The following is an 18,442-nucleotide window of genomic DNA, read 5'->3' as shown; positions in this document are numbered from 1 at the left end:
CCCGGCTCAACGAGGAGTTGGTCCCTGATGGCCGCCGAGCTCACCGTCCCCCAGTTGTCCGCCAAGCACCGGCCCACCCTGGACCAGGCCCTGTCGGCGATCCGCAGCCGTGCCTACTGGTCCCCGCATCCCGAGCACCCCAAGGCCTACGGCGAGACCGCGCCGGCCGACGGGCTCGCCGCCTTCGAGGCCCTGCGCGGCACGCGCCTGGACCTCGGCCAGCCCGGCACCGACGGCTGGACGGGCGCCGAGGTGTCCCCGTACGGCCCGGAGCTCGGCGTCGAGTACCCGCACGCCGACCCGGACGTGCTGCTGCCCGCCATGAAGGCCGGCATGGCCGCCTGGCGCGACGCGGGACCCGAGGCGCGCGCCCTGGTCTGCATCGAGATCCTGTCCCGCATCTCCGCCCGCACCCACGAGTTCGCGCACGCGGTCATGCACACCAGCGGCCAGGCGTTCATGATGGCGTTCCAGGCGGGCGGCCCGCACGCGCAGGACCGCGGCCTGGAGGCGGTGGCGTACGCGTACGAGGAGCAGACCCGGGTCCCGGGGCAGGCCGACTGGTCGAAGCCCCAGGGCAAGAAGGACCCGCTGAACCTCGGCAAGAGCTTCACGGCGGTCCCGCGCGGCATCGCCCTCATGATCGGCTGCAACACCTTCCCGACCTGGAACGGCTACCCCGGCCTGTTCGCCTCCCTCGCCACCGGCAACGCGGTGCTGGTCAAGCCGCACCCGCGGGCCGTGCTGCCGCTCGCGCTCACCGTCCAGGTGGCGCGCGAGGTCCTCGCGGAGGCGGGCTTCGACCCGAACCTGGTCGCGCTCGCGGTCGAGCGCCCGGGCGAGGGCATCGCCAAGGCCCTCGCCGTCCGCCCCGAGATCAAGCTGATCGACTACACCGGGTCCACGGAGTTCGGCGACTGGCTCGAGACCAACGCCCGCCAGGCGCAGGTCTACACGGAGAAGGCCGGCGTCAACACCGTCGTCCTGGACTCCACGGACAACTACAAGGGCATGCTGGCGAACCTCGCGTTCTCCCTGTCCCTCTACAGCGGCCAGATGTGCACCACCCCGCAGAACCTGCTGATCCCGCGCGACGGCATCGCCACGGACGCCGGCCACAAGACGTACGACGAGGTCGTCGCCGATCTCGCGGCCTCGGTCGGCGGCCTGCTGGGCGACGACGCCCGGGCCAACGCGCTGCTCGGCGCGCTGGTCAACCCGGACGTCAAGACCCGGCTGGAGGCGGCGGCCGGACTGGGCGAGGTCGCCCTGGCCTCCCGGGAGGTCGTGAACCCCGAGTTCCCGGACGCGGTGGTCCGTACGCCCGTCATGGTCAAGCTGGACGCCGCCAAGCCGGACCCGGAGGCGCCGTACCTCTCCGAGTGCTTCGGCCCGGTGTCCTTCGCGGTGGCCGTGGACACCACCGCCGACGCCCTCGACCTGCTGCGCCGCACGGTGCGGGAGAAGGGCGCCATGACGGTGGGCGCGTACACGACGTCCGCGGACACCGAGCGGGCGATCGAGGAGGTCTGCCTGGAGGAGTCCGCGCAGCTCTCGCTGAACCTGACCGGCGGGGTGTACGTCAACCAGACCGCCGCGTTCTCGGACTTCCACGGCTCGGGCGGCAACCCCGCGGCCAATGCCGCGCTGTGCGACGGCGCCTTCGTCGCGAACCGCTTCCGGGTGGTGGAGGTCCGCCGCCAGGCGTAGTCCCTCCCGATCAGGCCCTGGGCGCCTCCTCCCCGAAGGTTCGGACGGAGGCGTCCACCTGGGCCATCCTGCGCAGGGCGGCGAAGATCGCGTCGCCCAGCACCGTGCCGACGACCACCGTCTCCACCAGGTCCTCGCGGGCCGCCCGGCGGGCGGTGTAGTCCAGGTCCGCGCGGCCCACCCGCTCGGCCGCCTCCGCGTAGTCGTCCAGCACGTCCGCGAAACCGCCGTGCCCCACCCGGTCGAGCGAGGCGAGCGCGGCCACCAGCGCATCGACGGCCGTGTTGCCGGGATCGATGCGCCAGCCGCGCGACGCGATCAGCCGCGCCACCCGCTCCCGGGCCAGCACCGTCTCCGCGTCCTCCGCACCGCCGCCGCCTGCGCCGTCGCCGTATCCGGGCACCAGGCACTGCGCGGCCGCGCCCAGCAGCTTGTGCACCGGCTGCTCCTTGTCGTCGACGGCCGCGAGCACCTCGCCGATGGCCGCCACCGAGAGCCCGCCGACTTCCAGCAGCGCACGGACCAGCCGGAGCCGGCGCTCGTGCACGTCCCCGTAGCTGGCCTGGTTGGGGCTCGTCAGCTCCCCTGCCGGGAGCAGACCCTCCCGTAGGTAGTACTTGATCGTCGGTACCGGCACCCCGGTCCGACGGCTCAACTCACCGATGCGCACGTGTCTTCACCCTGTTTTCGCTTGCCCTGTCCACCCCCATCATAGATAGTGGCACTATCAGATAGCAGAGAGTGCTGCTATCCATTCATCACGGGGGTATGAATGCTGATGTCCTCTTGGCGTACCTGGCACCGCCCGCTGGTGCTGTTCACCCTGGTCATGGCCGTGTGGGCGCTCGGCTCCGCGGTCGGAATCCTGGTCGACGACCGCGTGCTGACGGGGGCGCCGATCTGGGCCAAGCCCTTCAAGTTCTCGGTCTCGCTCGCCGCCTACTGCCTCAGCCTGGCCTGGATGATCTCGCTGCTGGGCGAGGAGCGGCGACGGCTGCGCCGGGCCGCCTGGTGGGCCGGCACGGTCGTGGCCGCCGCGGGCGTCGGGGAAATGGTGCTGATCACCCTGCAGGTCCTGCGCGGAGTGCGCAGCCACTTCAACAGGGCGACGCCCTTCGACGCCGAGCTCTACTCGCTCATGCGCAACAGCGTGATCGTGCTGTGGCTCGCCACGCTCGTCGTCGCGATCCTGCTCTGGCGCGCCAGGACCGCCGACCGGGCCACGACCTGGTCGATCCGGATCTCCACGGTCCTCGCGCTGACCGGTGCCGCACTCGCCGTCCTGATGACCCTGCCCACCGCCGAGCAGCAGCGCCTCGACATGGCCGGAGTCGAGGCACCGGAAACCGGCGCGCACAGCGTGGGAGTGCCCGACGGCGGCCCCGGAATGTTCCTCACCGGCTGGTCCACCACCGGCGGAGACCTGCGCATCCCGCACTTCTTCGGCATGCACGCCCTGCAGCTGCTCCCGCTCCTCGTGCTCGTCCTGGCCGCACTCGCCCCGCGCTTCGCCCGGCTGCGCGACGAACGGGTACGGGTACGGCTGGTCTTCGTGGCCGGTGCGGTCTACTCGGCCGTGCTCGCCCTGCTGACCTGGCAGGCGCTGCGCGGCCAGTCGCTGGTCCACCCGGACGGGGCGACGCTCGGCGCGGCCGCGCTGATCCTGGCCGGGGGCGCGCTAGGCGTCCTCGCCGCCCTCTTCACCGGCCGGCGGGCCGCCCCAGTGGAAGAGGGTCATGGCCACGCTGGTGGCGAGGTTGTAGCTGGAGACCTGCGGGCGCATGGGCAGGGAGACGAGGTGGTCGGCCCGGTCCCGGAGCTCCGGTGAGATCCCGTGGCGTTCCGAGCCGAAGGCGAGCAGGGCGTCGTCCGGGAGGGTGAGGGTACGGATGTCCACGCCCTCCGGGTCGAGCGCGTAGAGCGGCCCGGGCGGGAACTCCTCCAGTGCGAGGCGCTCGACGGTGGTGGCGTAGTGCAGACCGGCCCCGGCCCGGACCACGTTCGGGTGCCAGGGGTCGAGGTCGCCGCGGGTCACCACGCCGGTGGCGCCGAAACCGGCGGCGAGGCGGACGACGGCGCCGACGTTGCCGAGGTTGCGGGGGTTGTCGAGCACGACGACGGGCGCGGGCCTGGGCATCCGCCCGAGCGCGGCGAGGCCGGCCGCCCGGTCGGGGCGTACGGCGAGGGCCGCGACCCCGGTGGGGTGCACGCGGGGGAGCAGCCCCTTGAGCGCGGCCCGGCGCACCAGCCGGGCCACGTCGGCCTCGACGTCGGGGGCCAGCCCGGCGGCGAGCGCGCGTACTTCGCCGGGGTCCTCAGCGAGGGCCATCCGTACGTCGGCGCCGAAGCGGAGGGCGTGCTTCAGCGCGTGGAACCCGTCGAGCAGAACAAGATCCGACCGCCCTGCGGCCTCCCGCCACTCCCGTGCCGTCTCGTCTGCGTCCGCCTGATCACTCATGCCCCGACCCTACGGGCCGCAGGTCAGCGGAGTGCGGGTCCCTGGGCGGGGACGGGGGTGGACGGGTCCGGGACGGAGACCGGCTCGGGCGCGCGGCGGCTCGGCCGCAGGGCGGCGCAGCGGGCGCCGAGCCACACCAGGAACACCGTCGGCAGGAAGACCGCGTCGGCGGCGATCATCGCCAACGAGAAGAACGGCAGCCCCAGCAGCACCGCGATCCCCACGTGCTCCAGCATCATCACGGCCAGCAGCACGTTCTTGATCCGCCGGTTGAACAGCGTGAACGGAAACGCCACCTGCACCGCCACCGTCCCGTACGACAGCAGCATCACCAGCGTCCCGCTCCCCGCCACCAGCGCGGACAGCCCCGGCCACGGGGTGAAGTAGTCCAGCCCCAGGGGGTAGTACAGGGCCGTCCCGTCCTGCCACCGCGATCCCTGGATCTTGTACCAGCCCGCCGTCGCGTAGATCAGACAGACCTCCGCCATGATCACCAGCAGGCCCGCGTTGTGCAGCAGGTTGGCCAGGACGTCCAGGACCGCGCGCCCCTCCCCCTCCGGCTCGTACCGGTCCACCAGCCACCACAGCACGCAGACCACCCACAGCGCCGCGAAGGCCGCCAGCCAGCCGTAGCCGAAGCGTCCGGTCGCCACCCCGTACGCGAAGAAGGCCCCCAGCACGACCCACAGCACCGGCCCGGCGGCTCCCGCGGAGGCCGACCCCCGCAGCCGGGCCCGCCGCGCGTCCAGCGACCACACCTGCGCGCACCGGGTGAGCACCAGGTAGATCGCCATCAGGTGGATGACGTTGTCCCCGCCGTCGCCCATGAACACGCTGCGGTTCTGCAGCGACAGCACCCCGACCATGAACACCACGGACGTCGCCCGCGTGCGCCAGCCCAGGAGCAGCCCGAGGCTCGCCAGCACCGAGACCGCGTAGACGATCTCGAACCACAGCGTCGAGTCGGACCACATCAGCACCGTGAAGGCGCCGTTGGAGTCGGTCAGCCGCTCGGCGAGGCGCCAGCTCCACGGCCCGTCCGGCCCGTACAGCTCCGCGCGGACGGGGAACTCGCACAGCAGGAAGAAGAGCCAGGTCCCGGCGAAGCCGATGCGCACCACGGCGCTCTGGTACGGGCCCAGCGCCTGCCCGGTGACCTGCGCGGCCGCACGCCCGAGGGCCGCCCGGGCCCGCTTCACACCGTCCACCACGGCAGCTCCCGGTAGTAGGTCTGGGTGTCGGTGGTCTCGGTGCTCCACTCCGGCGCGGGCACCGCCGTCGTCGCCGAGCGCAGCTGGATCCGCAGGATGTGCCCGCCCGGGTGCTGCGGGGCGAGCCGGTTCACCGCGATCCGCTGCAGGTACTCCTCGGAGAGCTCGCCGCGGTCCCCGGTCGGCTTGTTGTCCTCGTCGTGGGAGCCGGTGAAGAAGTCCCAGGCCCGGCGGAGCTCGTTCTGCCGGGTGTGGCTCGGCAGCAGGCTGTGCCGGATGGCGGCGGTGTCCTCGGCGCTCAGGTCGCGCCAGCCGGTGGTGATCAGCTCGCCGGCGGCGGTCCGCACCTCCGCGCGCGCCTCCACGGCGATGTTCTGCTGGAGCGGATTGGGGGCGAAGAGCTTCCAGTTCTGTTCGAACTCGGGATAGATCCAGCTGTCGATCGTCCGCGCGTGCTGCTTGCTGACCGTGTTGGACGGTGCCACGTGGAGGAAGACGAACGCGAGGTGCGCACAGGCGGCCACGGCGACCGCCCCCAGGGCCAGGGCCGTCACGACGCGGTACGGGGTGGACAGACCGGCTATTCCGGGCGCCCGGGGCGGTGGCGGAGCGGCCTCTTCGGCGAGCTCGTGCCCGTTCGAATCCATCCCGCCCCGATCGTCCGGCGTCCACAGGGTTGACCACAGAGGTTGACACCCTACGGGCCGCCGTCTCACCATTGAAGCGGATGAACCGAACGATCGGTCGGTCGGGCGGACGGCAGACACTGACAAGGGGCCGGAATGGTGGCAGTGACCCCGGAGACGGGACCGGACACGGCCCTCGGGGCAGACAGGACGGACGGGACGGACATGACTGCTGACCTGGGCGCACAGCTCGCGGCGGCGTTCGACGCGGCCGTGGCGGCGGACGAGCGCGTGGAGCCGCGCGACTGGATGCCCGACGAGTACCGCGCCTCGCTGGTCCGCCAGATGGCACAGCACGCCCACTCCGAGATCATCGGCATGCAGCCCGAGGCGAACTGGATCACCCGCGCGCCCTCGCTGCGCCGCAAGGCGATCCTGATGGCCAAGGTGCAGGACGAGGCCGGCCACGGGCTGTACCTCTACAGCGCGGCCGAGACGCTCGGCACCAGCCGCGACGAGCTGCTCGACAAGCTGCACTCGGGGAAGCAGAAGTACTCCTCGATCTTCAACTACCCCACGCTGACCTGGGCGGACGTCGGCGCGATCGGCTGGCTCGTGGACGGCGCGGCGATCACCAACCAGGTGCCGATCTGCCGCTGCTCCTACGGGCCCTACGCACGCGCCATGGTCCGGATCTGCAAGGAGGAGTCCTTCCACCAGCGCCAGGGGTACGAGCTGCTCCTCGCCCTCTCGCAGGGCACCGAGGCCCAGCACGCGATGGCGCAGGACGCGGTGGACCGCTGGTGGTGGCCCTCGCTGATGATGTTCGGCCCGCCGGACGACGAGTCGGCGCACTCGGCGCAGTCGATGGCCTGGCGGATCAAGCGCCACTCGAACGACGAGCTGCGCCAGCGGTTCGTGGACATCGCCGTCCCGCAGGCCGAGTCCCTCGGCCTGACCCTGCCCGACCCGGACCTGAAGTGGAACCAGGAGCGCGGGCACCACGACTTCGGCGCCATCGACTGGGCCGAGTTCTGGGACGTGCTCAAGGGCAACGGCCCCTGCAACGAGCAGCGGATCAGTCAGCGGCGCACGGCCCACGAGGAAGGCGCCTGGGTGCGCGACGCGGCCGCGGCGTATGCGGACAAGCAGGTGGCAAGGCAAGCGGCGGCGAATGCCGTACAGAACGAGGAGGCACGGGTATGACGCAGAACTGGCCCCTGTGGGAGGTCTTCGTGCGCTCGCGCCGCGGCCTCTCGCACACGCACGCGGGAAGCCTGCACGCCCCCGACGCGGAGATGGCCCTGCGCAACGCCCGCGACCTCTACACGCGGCGCAGCGAGGGCATCTCGATCTGGGTGGTGCCCTCCACCCAGATCACCGCCTCCTCGCCGGACGAGCGGGACCCGTTCTTCGCCCCGTCCGCCGACAAGCCGTACCGGCACCCGACCTTCTACGACATCCCGGAGGGGGTGAGCCACCTGTGACCAGCACGGACACCGGCACCGGCACGACCGGAACCACCGGCACCACCGTCTCGGCGGCTCTCGCGCTCGGCGACGACGCGCTCGTCCTCTCCCACCGCCTCGCCGAGTGGGCGGGGCACGCCCCCGTCCTGGAGGAGGAGGTCGCCCTGGCGAACATCGCCCTCGACCTGCTCGGCCAGGCCCGCATCCTGCTGTCCATGGCCGGCGACGAGGACGAGCTGGCCTACCTGCGCGAGGAGCGGTCCTTCCGCAACCTCCAGCTGGTCGAGCAGCCGAACGGCGACTTCGCCCACACCATCGCCCGCCAGCTCTACTTCTCCTTCCACCAGCACGAGCTCTACGCGGAGCTGGCCCGCGGGGACGGCCCGTTCGCCCCGCTCGCGGCCAAGGCCGTCAAGGAGACCGCGTACCACCGCGACCACGCCGAGCAGTGGACCCTGCGGCTCGGCGACGGCACCGAGGAGAGCCGGCTCCGCATGCGGACCGCCCTGGACGCCCTGTGGAAGTACACCGGTGAGATGTTCCAGCCGGTCGAGGGGATCGACGGCGTGGACTGGGCCGTCCTGGAAGAGCGCTGGCTGACCGCGCTGACCGGCGTGCTGGAGCGGGCCGGTCTCGCTCTGCCCGAGGGGCCGCGCACCGGCGCCTGGGCGGCCGGAGCCGGCCGGCAGGGCCTGCACACCGAGCCGTTCGGTCGGATGCTCGCCGAAATGCAGCACTTGCACCGCAGCCACCCGGGGGCGTCATGGTGACCGCCGACGCCGGAGTGACCCGCCTGGAGGCGGAGCTGGCCGAGCTGGCCGGTTCCGTCCCGGACCCCGAGCTGCCCGTGCTCACCCTCGGCGAGCTCGGCGTGGTGCGCGGTGTGCGGATGCACGAGGACGGCCACGCCGAGGTCACCCTCACGCCCACCTACACCGGCTGCCCGGCCATCGAGGCCATGTCGGCGGACATCGAGCGGGCCCTGACCGGCCACGGCATCCCCGAGGTGCGGGTGACCACCGTGCTGGCCCCCGCCTGGTCGACCGACGACATCAGCGCCGAAGGCCGCCGCAAGCTCGCCGAGTTCGGCATCGCCCCGCCCCGCCCGCACGCGGCCGGCGGACCGGTCCCGCTCACCTTGTCGGTCCGCTGCCCGAACTGCGGATCGACCGACACCGAACTGCTCAGCCGGTTCTCCTCCACCGCTTGCAAGGCGCTGCGCCGCTGCACCGCCTGCCGCGAACCGTTCGACCACTTCAAGGAGCTGTAGATGGCCGCCCCCCGCCACGGCGCGTTCCACCCGCTGACGGTGGCGGCTGTCGACCGGCTCACCGACGACTCGGTGGCGCTGACCCTCCGGGTTCCCGCGGAACTGCGCGAGGAGTACCGGCACGCCCCCGGCCAGCACCTGACCCTGCGCCGCGCCGCCCCCGAGGGCGGCACCGAGGTCCGCCGCACCTACTCGATCTGCTCCCCCGCCCCGGTGCCGGACGGCCCGGGCCCGGCGGAGCTGCGGGTCGGGGTGCGGCTGGTGGAGGGCGGGGAGTTCTCCACCTTCGCCCACAAGGAGATCGCGGCCGGGGACGTCCTCGACGTGATGGTCCCGGCCGGCCGGTTCGTGCTGGAGCCCGCCGCAGCCCCCGCGTCGGGGCACTACGCGGCGATCGTCGGCGGCAGCGGCATCACGCCCGTGCTGTCCATCGCCGCGAGCCTGCTGGCCGCCCGGCCCGACGCCCGCTTCTGCCTCGTGCGCAGCGACCGTACGGCGGCCTCGACGATGTTCCTGGAGGAGGTCGCCGACCTCAAGGACCGGTACCCGGCGCGGTTCCAGCTGGTGACCGTCCTCTCCCGGGAGGAGCAGGAGTCCGGGCTGCCCTCCGGGCGGCTGGACGAGGAGCGGCTGGCGGCCCTGCTGCCCGCGCTGCTTCCGGTGGCGGAGGTGACGGGCTGGTTCCTGTGCGGCCCCTACGGCCTGGTGCAGGGCGCGGAGCGGGCCCTGAGCGTGCTCGGCGTGGTCCGGACCCGGGTGCACGAGGAGATCTTCCACGTCGAGGAGCCCACGGCCCCGGCCCGTACGGCGGCCTCGGCGGCCGCCCCGCAGGGGCGGGTCACCGCGCGGCTCGACGGGCGTTCCGGCACCTGGCCGGTCCAGGACGGGGAATCCCTGCTGGACGCGGTGCTGCGCAACCGCGCGGACGCCCCCTACGCCTGCAAGGGCGGGGTCTGCGGCACCTGCCGGGCGTTCCTGGTGTCGGGCGAGGTCCGGATGGACCGGAACTTCGCGCTGGAATCCGAGGAGACGGACGCCGGGTTCGTGCTGGCCTGCCAGTCGCACCCGCTGACGGAGGAAGTGGAGATCGACTTCGACCGCTAGGCCACGACTCGTGAAGCTGCTCTGTCCAATTTCCAGAACGTGTTCTATCTTGACGCACCGTCAGACCTGAACGCGCGCGGGAGGACAGGCAGTGGACTTCACCTTCACCGAGGAGCAGCAGGCCGCCGTCGAGGCGGCCCGGGCCGTGTTCGCGGACGTCGCACCCGACGGCGTGCCCAGCCCCGCGCTCACCCCCGGCGCCGTCGCCGAGGACTTCGACCGCCCGCTGTGGGCCAGGCTCGCCGGGTCCGACCTGCTGAGCCTGGTCCTCGCCGAGGAGCACGGCGGCGCCGGCCTGGACGCCATCGCCCTGTGCCTGGTGCTGCGCGAGGCGGGCCGGGTGCTGGCACGGGTCCCGCTGCTGGAGCACTGCGCCGCCGCCATGGCCGTCCAGGCCCACGGCAGCCCCGAACTGGCCGCCGCCCTGCTGCCCGCCGCCGGACGCGGCACGCTCGTGCTCACCACCGCCGCGCACGGCCGCTCCGGCCACGACCCGGCCGAACTCGCCGTCACCGCCCGCCGCGAAGGCGCGGACTGGATCCTGGACGGCACGCAGACCGCCGTCCCCTGGGCGCAGAGCGCCGACTGGATCGCCGTACCGGCCCACACCGGCGAGGGCGACGCCGTCCTCGCGCTCGTCCCGCGCACCGCCGAGGGCCTCGCCCTCGCCGAGCAGGTCTCCACCAGCGGCGAGCGGCTCGCCGAACTCGCCCTGGACGGCGTACGGGTGGACGCCGCCCACCTCATCGACGCCCCCGAGGCCTGGGAGCGGCTCCGCCAGCTCCTCGCCGCCGGCACCTGCGCACTGGCGCTCGGGCTCGGCGAGGCCGTCCTCACGATGACCAGCCAGTACACCGGCAAGCGCGAGCAGTTCGGTTTCCCCGTGGCCACCTTCCAGGCGGTCGCCGTCCAGGCCGCCGACCGCTACATCGACCTGCGCGCCATGGAGGTCACCCTGTGGCAGGCCGCCTGGCGGCTCGACGCCGCGACCGGCGGCGCCGGCGGCCCGCTGCCGAGCTCCGGTGACGTCGCGGTCGCCAAGATCTGGGCCTCGGAGGGCGTGCGCCGGGTCGTGCAGACCGCCCAGCACCTGCACGGCGGCTTCGGCGCCGACACCGACTACCCGCTGCACCGCTACCACGCCTGGGCCAAGCAGCTGGAACTCCAGCTCGGCCCGGCCGCCGCGCACGAGGAGGCCCTGGGCGACCTGCTGGCCGCCCACCCCCTCGGCTGAGCAGGGGCTACAGCACGAAGGCCGGGCTCCCGCTGTCCGTCACCATCGGGCGTCCGGCACCGTCCCAGGCCTGCATCCCGCCGTCGACGTTCACGGCGTCGATCTCCTGGCGCACCAGGTACTGGGTGACCTGCGCGGAACGCCCGCCGACCCGGCACATCACGTACACCCGGCGGCCGTCCTCGACGGCTTCCGTCAGCTCACCGAAGCGGGCGACGAAGTCGCTCATCGGGATGTGCAGAGCGCCCTCGACGTGACCGGCCGCCCATTCGTCGTCCTCACGGACGTCGAGGACAAAGCCTTCGGAGGGCACCGCGGCGGCGTCCACCGAGGGAAGCGGTCCGAAGTTCATACGTCGCCTTCTCTCATCGCAGATGGTCCTTCCAACCTATCCGACGGGCGGATGCGGCCCGGCCGGCGCCGTCCGGCCCGGTCACTCCGCGGCGAGCGCGGCCGCCAGTTCCGCCTCGCGCTCGGAGACCTGCGCCAGCAGCTGCTCCGCGATCTCCTCCAGCAGCCGGTCCGGGTCGTCGGGCGCCATCCTCAGCATCGACCCGATCGCACTGTCCTCCAGCTCCCGGGCCACGAGCGCCAGCAGCTCCTTGCGCTGCGCCAGCCACTCCAGCCGGGCGTACAGCTCCTCGCTCTCGCTCGGGGCGGCCGCCTCCGGGACCGGGCCGGCCGCCCACTCCTCGGCCAGCTCGCGCAGCAGCACCTCGTCGCCCCGCCCGTAGGCGGCGTTGACCCGCGCGATGAACGCGTCGCGCCGTTCCCGCTCCGCCTCCTCCTGGGCGAGGTCGGGATGGGCCTGGCGGACCAGCTCGCGGTACAGGCGGCGCACCTCCTCCGAGGGCCGCACCCGCTCCGGCGGCCGCACGGGCCGGTCGGTGAGCATCGCGGAGGCGTCGTCGGAGATCCCGTCCGAGCCCAGCCAGTCGTGGAACAGCTCGTCCACCCCCGGCATCGGCATGACCAGCGCGCGCGCTTCCTTGGCCCGGCGCAGATCGTCGCGGTCCCCGCTGCGGGCCGCCTTCGCCTCGGCGATCAGCGCGTCCAGCTCGTCGAGCCTGGAGTACATGGGGCCGAGCTTCTGGTGGTGCAGGCGGGAGAAGTTCTCCACCTCCACGCGGAAGGTCTCCACCGCGATCTCGAACTCGATCAGCGCCTGCTCGGCGGCCCGTACGGCCCGCTCCAGGCGCGCCTCGGGGCGCTCCGCACCGGTGGAGGAGTCGCCGGAACCACCGGGGACTGTCTGCTCAGGCTGCTCGGTCTGCTCGCTCACCCGGCCAGCCTACGGCCCGCCCGCGCGGGCGACGTCTTCACCGGGGGCACCTTGCCCACGGTGGCCGGGGAAGGGACGCCGCCCGGCGCGAAGCGGTCCGGCACGGTCCTAGACCCCGGCTTCCGCAGCGATCCGGCCGCGCCGCACGGCCGCCACCAGGTCGGCGTGATCGGCCTCGGTCCGGTCGGCGTAGGCCACCGCGAAGGCCGCCATCGCCTCGTCCAGCTCCTCGTTCTTGCCGCAGTAGCCGGCCAGCAGCCGCGGGTCGGCGCTGTGCGCGTGCGCCCGGGCCAGCAGGGCGCCGGTCATCCGCCCGTAGTCGTCGATCTGGTCGACGGCCAGCGCCGCCGGGTCCACGCTGCCCTTGCGGTTGCGGAACTGCCGCACCTGGAACGGCCGGCCCTCCACCGTGGTCCAGCCCAGCATGATGTCGGAGACCACCTGCATCCGCTTCTGCCCGGCGACCACCCGGCGGCCCTCGTGCTCCTCGGGAGGCGAGGTGAAGCCCAGCGCGGGCAGGTGCGGCAGCAGCACCGAGGGCCGTGCCTCCTTCACCTGGAGCACCAGCGCCTCGCCCCGGTGGTCCAGCAGCAGCACCACGTACGAGCGGGTGCCGACGCTCCCGGTCCCCACCACGCGGAAGGCCACGTCCTGGATCGCGTACCGGGCCAGCAGCGGCAGCCGGTCGCCCTGCAGCGTCTGGAGGTAGGAGCCGAGCGAGGCCGCCACGGCCGCGGCCTCCGCATCACCGACGCGGCGCAGCACGGGCAGCGCGTCGACGAAGCGCAGGGCGCCGTCCGGCCCGGTCTGCGTCGACTTGGCGGCGAACCGGGCGGAGGTGTTGTTGCGGGCCTTCACCGAGACCCGCTCCAGCGTGCCCAGCAGGTCGCGGGCGTCCGTGTGCGAGACGAGCTCCTCGTCCGCGATGGCGTTCCACGCGTCGAGGGCGGGCAGCCTGGCCAGCAGCCGCATGGTCCGCCGGTAGGCGCCCACCGCGTCGAGCGCGGCCGCCCGGCAGGTGTCCTCGTCCGCGCCGGCCACCCGGCCGGCCAGCACCAGCGAGGCCGCCAGCCGCTTGACGTCCCACTCCCACGGGCCGAACACGGTCTCGTCGAAGTCGTTCAGGTCGATCACGAGCCGCCCCTGGGCGTCCCCGTACAGGCCGAAGTTCGCCGCGTGGGCGTCACCGCAGATCTGTGCGCCGACCCCGGTCACGGGGCCGCCCGACAGGTCGTGGGCCATCAGCCCGGCCGCCCCGCGCAGGAACGCGAAGGGGTTCGCGGCCATCCGGCCCACCCGTATGGGAGTCAGCTCGGCGACCCGCCCCGCATTGGACTCCTCCACCGCCCGGACCGCGTCCGGCCGGTCGGCCGGCGCCACGAACGCGGCGTGCGCCGACCGCGGCACGCGCACGCGCAGCGCCTTGCCCTGCCCCTTGGGCGAACCCGCAGCCACCCGCGGCGCGAAGCCCGCCACGTCCGGAATCCGCTGCCCCGCTACCGCCGCCATCGGCGCCGCCCCCACCCGTTCATCGATCGCTTTTTCGAACGGGCTGACCGTATCTACAGCCCGGCGTCCCTGGCCAGCAGGGCGGCCTGGACGCGGTTCTCACAGCCCAGCTTGGCCAGGATCCGGCTCACGTACGTCTTCACGGTCGCCTCGCTCATGTGCAGCCGCCGGCCCGCGTCCGCGTTGGACAGTCCCTCGCCGAGCAGCGCCAGCACACCGCGCTCCCGCTCGCTCAGCGCCGCCACCTGGCGCCGGGCCTCCTCGCCGCGCACGGCGGCCTTCCCCGAGGCCAGCTGGTCCACCACGTGCCGGGTGGCCCCCGGCGAGAGGTACGCGTCCCCGGACGCGGCGGCCCGGACGGCCCCGATCAGTTCGCCCGGCGCCGAGTCCTTCAGCAGGAATCCCGCGCCGCCCTGGCCCAGCGCCCGCAGCACGTTCTCCTTCTCCCCGAAGGTCGTCAGGATCAGCGCGCGCACCTGCGGCGCGGCCCGCCGCAGTTCCCCCAGTGCGGTCAGCCCGTCCATCACCGGCATCTGGATGTCGAGGAGCATCACGTCGGGCGCGTGCGAGCGGGCCAGTTCCACCGCCTCCCGGCCGTTCGCCGCCTCCGCGACGACCTCGATGTCCGGCGCCGAGGTCAGGATCATCCTGATCCCGGCCCGGATCAGCGGCTCGTCGTCGGCGATCACCACTCGGATCACTTCGGCTGTCACCCGTGCTCCTACTGCTTGACCTCGTAGACCTGCTTGTCGACGAGCTTGCCGTCCTTGAAGCAGAACCGGAAAACCAGGTCCTTGCCCCAGCTCCCCGGCTGGTCCTCGGCCAGCAGGGCCAGGCACTCCGAGCCCGGCGGCCTGGCCGGCCCCTTGCGCTCCGCCCCCGCCGTCATGAAGCTCTCGCCGCTCGGCAGCCGGTCGCGGACGGACACCTCGGACTCGCCCACGTGCACGGCGTCGAACTCGTCGCGGCCGATGATCGCGTCGCTCGCCGAGTCCACCAGCAGCACCACCCCGGCGCCGAGCACGATCACCAGAAGCACCACCGCCGCGAAGGCGATCCCGCAGCCCACCGCCAGGCCGCCGGTCCGGCTGCGCACCCGTACGGCCAGCTCGCGGTCCACCGCCGCCCAGTCCATCGGCTGCTCCCCGCCCGGCCCCCGCACCCCGGCCTGCAGGTCCGTCTGCGCATGGGCCCGCTGCCCGAAGTCGTCGGCCACGTCCTCCACCCCGGCCGGCTCCGTCCCGTACGGGAGCACCCCGGCCACCCGGAACCCGCCGCCCTCGGTGGCGCCCGCGTGCACCATCCCGCCGACCAGCCGCGCCCGCTCGCGCAGCCCCGTCAGGCCCTGCCCGCCGGAGACCACCTCGGCGTCCGCCGGACCGGCCGCCGGCCCGTTGGCGATCTCCACCACCAGCGAGTCGTCCTCGTACCGCAGCTCGATGGCGATCGGCGCCCCCGGAGCGTGCTTGTACGCGTTCGTCAGGGCCTCCTGGACGATCCGGTACGCGGCGTGGTCGCACGCCGCGACCAGCGGCCTGGGCTGCCCCGACGTGCTCAGCCGCACATCGGTGCCCGAGCCGCGCGCCGCCTCCACGACCCCCGGGATCCCGGCCACGCCGCGCGCCGCGGGCTGGGCCTCCTCCACCGGCGCGGGCGCCTCCACGCCGTCGCGCAGGATGCCGACGACCTCGCGCAGTTCGTGCATCGCGGCCACCGAGGCCTGCCGCAGCACACCCACCGCCTCGCGCTGACGGCCGGTGAGTTCCGGATCCACCTCCAGCGCCCCGGTGTGCACGGAGATCAGGGCCAGCTGGTGCCCCAGGCTGTCGTGCATGTCCTGGGCGATGCGCTGCCGCTCGCGCAGCCTCGCCTGCCCGGCGACCATGGCCCGCTCGCGCAGCAGCTGTCCGTTGCGCTCGTGGAGCGCCCGCAGCAGGGTGCGCCGCTGCGACCAGTACCGGCTGGCCAGACCCGGCATCACGATCATGGCCAGGAACATCAGCGTGGAGAACACGATCACCAGCAGCGGCTGCATCTGCTCCGACTGGTCCGCCACGCTGGCGCCGACCGCCGCGACGAAGGCCAGCGCGAAGGCGGCCACCGCCCGGCCCACCCCGACGATCCGCCGCCCCGCCGACCACGCCAGCAGGGGTGTGATGAAGAACGTCCCCGGGAGGAGGGCGCTCACCGCCGAGGCGACCACGAGCGCGGTCCCCGGCAGCCGCCGGCGCATCAGGGTCAGCGCCACCACGACCGCGGAGCCCACGAGCATCCGAGGGACAGACCCGCCGCTGAGTTCGTCGACGCCCAGGCCGAGGACGGCCAGCACACCGCCGACCGCCAGGTCCGCCGCCAGCATCCGCCGGGTCCACGGTTCCGGCCCCCTCAGCCAGTCCCAGCCCGCACGCGTCTTCGCCGTCACATCCACCCGACCGACCCTAGACACCCGGCGCCCGACCCGGCCGCCCTCTTTCGTCGCACCCGCCGCGACGAAAGTCGTCCGCCCGCCCCTCGCCTCCGCCGGCCGCAACTGGTCTCGCCATGCGGACAGTTGATCCCAACCAACCGGGTCCGCGGGCAAGCCGGCACGTCAGGGGCCCCGGGAGGGACGTACGTCACACACGCGACGGGGCCGGAAATGCGAAACGGCCGCCACCGCTTTCGCAGTGACGACCGTCTCGTCGATGTGGGCGAGGGGGGATTTGAACCCCCACGTCCCGAAGGACACTGGCACCTGAAGCCAGCGCGTCTGCCGTTCCGCCACTCGCCCGAGCAGCGCCCCAGTGGTTCTTCCCTTTCGGGCCGTTCCCCTGGCGACGTCGAAACATTAGCACGGTGAGCGGGGTGGTTTGAAATCGCTTTCCCGGGACACCCGCACCCCGCCGTGGACGGCCCCTCCCGCACTCCCGTCCCGGTGCGGGACACTGTTCCTGCGGCGCCCCTACGATCCCTTGTGAGGACCAACACTCGTCCTCACAGGAGCGATGGGGAACCACCCGAATCCGCCATGCGTGGATACGATCAGTAAGCAGTACAGGGCGACAACGACGGAGGAGGTGCCCCATGGGAGTTCTGAAGCGGTTCGAGCAGCGACTCGAAGGTCTGGTGAACGGCACCTTCGCCAAGGTGTTCAAGTCCGAGGTCCAGCCGGTGGAGATCGCCGGAGCCCTCCAGCGGGAGTGCGACAACAACGCCACCATCTGGAACCGCGAGCGGACCGTCGTCCCCAACGACTTCATCGTCGAACTCAGCGCCGGTGACTACGACCGTCTGAGCCCCTACTCCGGGCAGCTCGGCGACGAGCTCGCGGGCCTCGTCCGCGACTACGCCAAGCAGCAGCGCTACAGCTTCATGGGCCCCATCAAGGTCCATCTGGAGAAGGCCGACGACCTCGACACCGGGCTCTACCGGGTCCGCAGCCGCACCCTCGCCTCCAGCACCTCCCAGCCGCAGGCAGGGCCTCCCTCACCGCAGGGCGGCTACGGCTACCCGCCGGAGAACCCGCCGCAGGGCGGTGGTGGATACGGCTACCCGCCGGTCGCCGCCCCGCCCATGCCCAGTGCGCCGCCACCCGGCGGCGCGGGCGCGCGGCGTCCCGCCCCCGGCGGACCTGCCGGAGCGGCCCCCGCGGCCGGCCCGGGCGGTCCCCGGCGGCACTGGATCGAGATCAACGGCACCCGCCACCAGATCTCGCGCCCCACGCTCGTACTCGGCCGAAGCACGGAAGCCGACGTGCGGATCGACGACCCCGGCGTATCGCGCCGGCACTGTGAGATCCGGACCGGAACGCCCTCGACGATCCAGGATCTCGGGTCCACCAACGGCATCGTGGTGGACGGGCAGCACACCACCCGCGCTACGCTCCGCGACGGCTCGCGGATCGTCGTGGGCAGTACCACCATCATTTACCGGCAAGCCGAAGGGTGAAGCGGGGGCAATGTCAGAGCTGACCCTGACGGTCATGCGGTTGGGTTTCCTAGCCGTTCTGTGGCTGTTCGTCATCGTGGCCGTCCAGGTCATCCGCAGCGACCTCTTCGGAACGAGAGTGACGCAGCGCGGCTCCCGCCGCGGCGGCGCCACCGGCGCACCGCAGCAGGCGGGCCGCCAGGCCGCGCCTCCGCAGCAGCGCCAGCGCCGCGGTGCGCCGACCAAGCTCGTCGTGTCCGAGGGCACCCTCACGGGAACCACGGTGGCCCTCGCCGGCCAGACGATCACGCTGGGCCGCGCCCACGACTCCACGATCGTGCTGGACGACGACTACGCGTCCAGCCGCCATGCCAGGATCTATCCCGACCGTGACGGCCAGTGGATCGTCGAGGATCTCGGGTCCACCAACGGCACGTATCTCGACCGGACCCGGCTGACCACCCCGACGCCCATTCCGCCGGGCGCACCGATCCGCATCGGCAAGACCGTCATCGAGCTGCGGAAGTAGTACGAGAATGAGCGAGCGGAGCGAGCGCGCGGCGGTGATCCGTCCCACCGAGGACACGGACACGTGCGCGCTCCCGACCGGAGGGTGGGCAGTGTGGCTCGAGACCGGTTGTACCCGGAGCCGACCGGCGAGGT

General features: G+C 73.0%; 18 protein-coding genes, 1 tRNA gene and 1 pseudogene. 10 read left to right on the top strand and 10 right to left on the bottom strand.

Going from position 1 to position 18,442, the window contains the following annotated elements; translation table 11 throughout:
- Nucleotides 1–27 precede the first annotated feature (27 nt).
- Entirely contained in the window at nt 28–1,710 is a 1,683-nt protein-coding gene (paaN, locus tag OG472_RS23445; protein WP_383565176.1) for a phenylacetic acid degradation protein PaaN, read from the top strand.
- Nucleotides 1,711–1,720: 10 nt separating this feature from the next.
- Here paaN and OG472_RS23440 read toward each other — a convergent pair whose 3' ends face one another.
- A complete protein-coding gene (locus tag OG472_RS23440; protein ID WP_405831089.1) occupies nt 1,721–2,380 on the bottom strand; it encodes a MerR family transcriptional regulator in 660 nt (219 codons plus the stop codon).
- A 108-nt stretch (nt 2,381–2,488) separates the two neighbouring features.
- Here OG472_RS23440 and OG472_RS23435 point away from each other — a divergent pair.
- Nucleotides 2,489–3,433: pseudogene (locus OG472_RS23435) on the top strand (hypothetical protein); the annotation flags it as partial.
- Here the strand turns inward: OG472_RS23435 and OG472_RS23430 are convergent.
- From OG472_RS23430 to OG472_RS23420, 3 genes are read right to left on the bottom strand one after another with little or no spacing between them, the layout of a single operon-like run.
- Nucleotides 3,389–4,168, bottom strand: a complete 780-nt coding sequence (locus tag OG472_RS23430; RefSeq protein ID WP_401609941.1) for a TrmH family RNA methyltransferase — start codon at nt 4,166–4,168, stop codon at nt 3,389–3,391. The pseudogene OG472_RS23435 and the gene OG472_RS23430 overlap by 45 nt on opposite strands.
- 23 nt (nt 4,169–4,191) lie before the next feature.
- Nucleotides 4,192–5,379 (bottom strand): HTTM domain-containing protein, encoded by a 1,188-nt coding sequence (locus OG472_RS23425; protein WP_401609944.1) that lies wholly within the window; start codon nt 5,377–5,379, stop codon nt 4,192–4,194.
- Entirely contained in the window at nt 5,364–6,026 is a 663-nt protein-coding gene (locus OG472_RS23420; protein WP_405941992.1) for a DUF5819 family protein, read from the bottom strand. Before OG472_RS23420 ends, OG472_RS23425 begins: the two co-directional genes overlap by 16 nt.
- 135 nt (nt 6,027–6,161) lie before the next feature.
- On the opposite strand from OG472_RS23420, the gene paaA reads away from it, so the two are divergent.
- The 6 genes from paaA (at nt 6,162) to OG472_RS23390 (ending at nt 11,082) form a co-directional block, all read left to right on the top strand.
- Nucleotides 6,162–7,211 (top strand): 1,2-phenylacetyl-CoA epoxidase subunit PaaA, encoded by a 1,050-nt coding sequence (gene paaA, locus OG472_RS23415; RefSeq protein ID WP_405941991.1) that lies wholly within the window; start codon nt 6,162–6,164, stop codon nt 7,209–7,211.
- The gene (gene paaB / locus OG472_RS23410) at nt 7,208–7,492 is read left to right on the top strand and encodes a 1,2-phenylacetyl-CoA epoxidase subunit PaaB (RefSeq protein ID WP_383565165.1); all 285 of its coding nucleotides are present in this window, start codon (nt 7,208–7,210) and stop codon (nt 7,490–7,492) included. Before paaA ends, paaB begins: the two co-directional genes overlap by 4 nt.
- Entirely contained in the window at nt 7,489–8,244 is a 756-nt protein-coding gene (paaC, locus tag OG472_RS23405; protein WP_405941990.1) for a 1,2-phenylacetyl-CoA epoxidase subunit PaaC, read from the top strand. The genes paaB and paaC overlap by 4 nt, the downstream gene beginning before the upstream one ends.
- Nucleotides 8,238–8,744, top strand: a complete 507-nt coding sequence (paaD, locus tag OG472_RS23400; protein WP_401609955.1) for a 1,2-phenylacetyl-CoA epoxidase subunit PaaD — start codon at nt 8,238–8,240, stop codon at nt 8,742–8,744. The genes paaC and paaD overlap by 7 nt, the downstream gene beginning before the upstream one ends.
- Nucleotides 8,745–9,848, top strand: coding sequence for a 2Fe-2S iron-sulfur cluster-binding protein (locus OG472_RS23395; RefSeq protein ID WP_401609958.1), 1,104 nt, complete (start codon nt 8,745–8,747; stop codon nt 9,846–9,848).
- A 91-nt stretch (nt 9,849–9,939) separates the two neighbouring features.
- A complete protein-coding gene (locus tag OG472_RS23390; RefSeq protein ID WP_405941989.1) occupies nt 9,940–11,082 on the top strand; it encodes an acyl-CoA dehydrogenase family protein in 1,143 nt (380 codons plus the stop codon).
- 7 nt (nt 11,083–11,089) lie between these two features.
- Here OG472_RS23390 and OG472_RS23385 read toward each other — a convergent pair whose 3' ends face one another.
- From OG472_RS23385 to OG472_RS23360, 6 genes are all read right to left on the bottom strand, one after another.
- Nucleotides 11,090–11,434 (bottom strand): rhodanese-like domain-containing protein, encoded by a 345-nt coding sequence (locus tag OG472_RS23385; RefSeq protein WP_319721992.1) that lies wholly within the window; start codon nt 11,432–11,434, stop codon nt 11,090–11,092.
- Nucleotides 11,435–11,515: 81 nt separating this feature from the next.
- Entirely contained in the window at nt 11,516–12,364 is an 849-nt protein-coding gene (locus tag OG472_RS23380; protein WP_405941988.1) for a J domain-containing protein, read from the bottom strand.
- Between the two features lie 108 nt (nt 12,365–12,472).
- Nucleotides 12,473–13,873, bottom strand: a complete 1,401-nt coding sequence (locus tag OG472_RS23375; RefSeq protein WP_401609965.1) for a DUF2252 domain-containing protein — start codon at nt 13,871–13,873, stop codon at nt 12,473–12,475.
- Between the two features lie 53 nt (nt 13,874–13,926).
- Complete coding sequence (locus OG472_RS23370) at nt 13,927–14,586, bottom strand: response regulator (protein ID WP_401609968.1); 660 nt, start codon at nt 14,584–14,586, stop codon at nt 13,927–13,929.
- Nucleotides 14,587–14,594: 8 nt separating this feature from the next.
- A complete protein-coding gene (locus OG472_RS23365; RefSeq protein WP_405941987.1) occupies nt 14,595–16,301 on the bottom strand; it encodes a sensor histidine kinase in 1,707 nt (568 codons plus the stop codon).
- Nucleotides 16,302–16,560: 259 nt separating this feature from the next.
- Nucleotides 16,561–16,643 (bottom strand) — tRNA-Leu (locus OG472_RS23360).
- 293 nt (nt 16,644–16,936) lie between these two features.
- Between OG472_RS23360 and OG472_RS23355 the strand changes: the two genes are divergently transcribed.
- Both OG472_RS23355 and OG472_RS23350 read left to right on the top strand, forming a co-directional pair.
- Complete coding sequence (locus tag OG472_RS23355; protein WP_383565148.1) at nt 16,937–17,800, top strand: FhaA domain-containing protein; 864 nt, start codon at nt 16,937–16,939, stop codon at nt 17,798–17,800.
- Nucleotides 17,801–17,810: 10 nt separating this feature from the next.
- Nucleotides 17,811–18,308: an FHA domain-containing protein gene (locus tag OG472_RS23350; protein WP_327415068.1), complete on the top strand. Its 498-nt coding sequence runs from the start codon at nt 17,811–17,813 to the stop codon at nt 18,306–18,308.
- Nucleotides 18,309–18,442: the final 134 nt, after the last annotated feature.

The sequence above is a fragment of the Streptomyces sp. NBC_00207 genome, from assembly GCF_045160965.1.
Classification (GTDB): Bacteria; Actinomycetota; Actinomycetes; order Streptomycetales; family Streptomycetaceae; genus Streptomyces.
The sequence above is the reverse complement of the archived record's forward strand: the minus strand, read 5'-3'. Positions and strand labels throughout refer to the sequence as shown.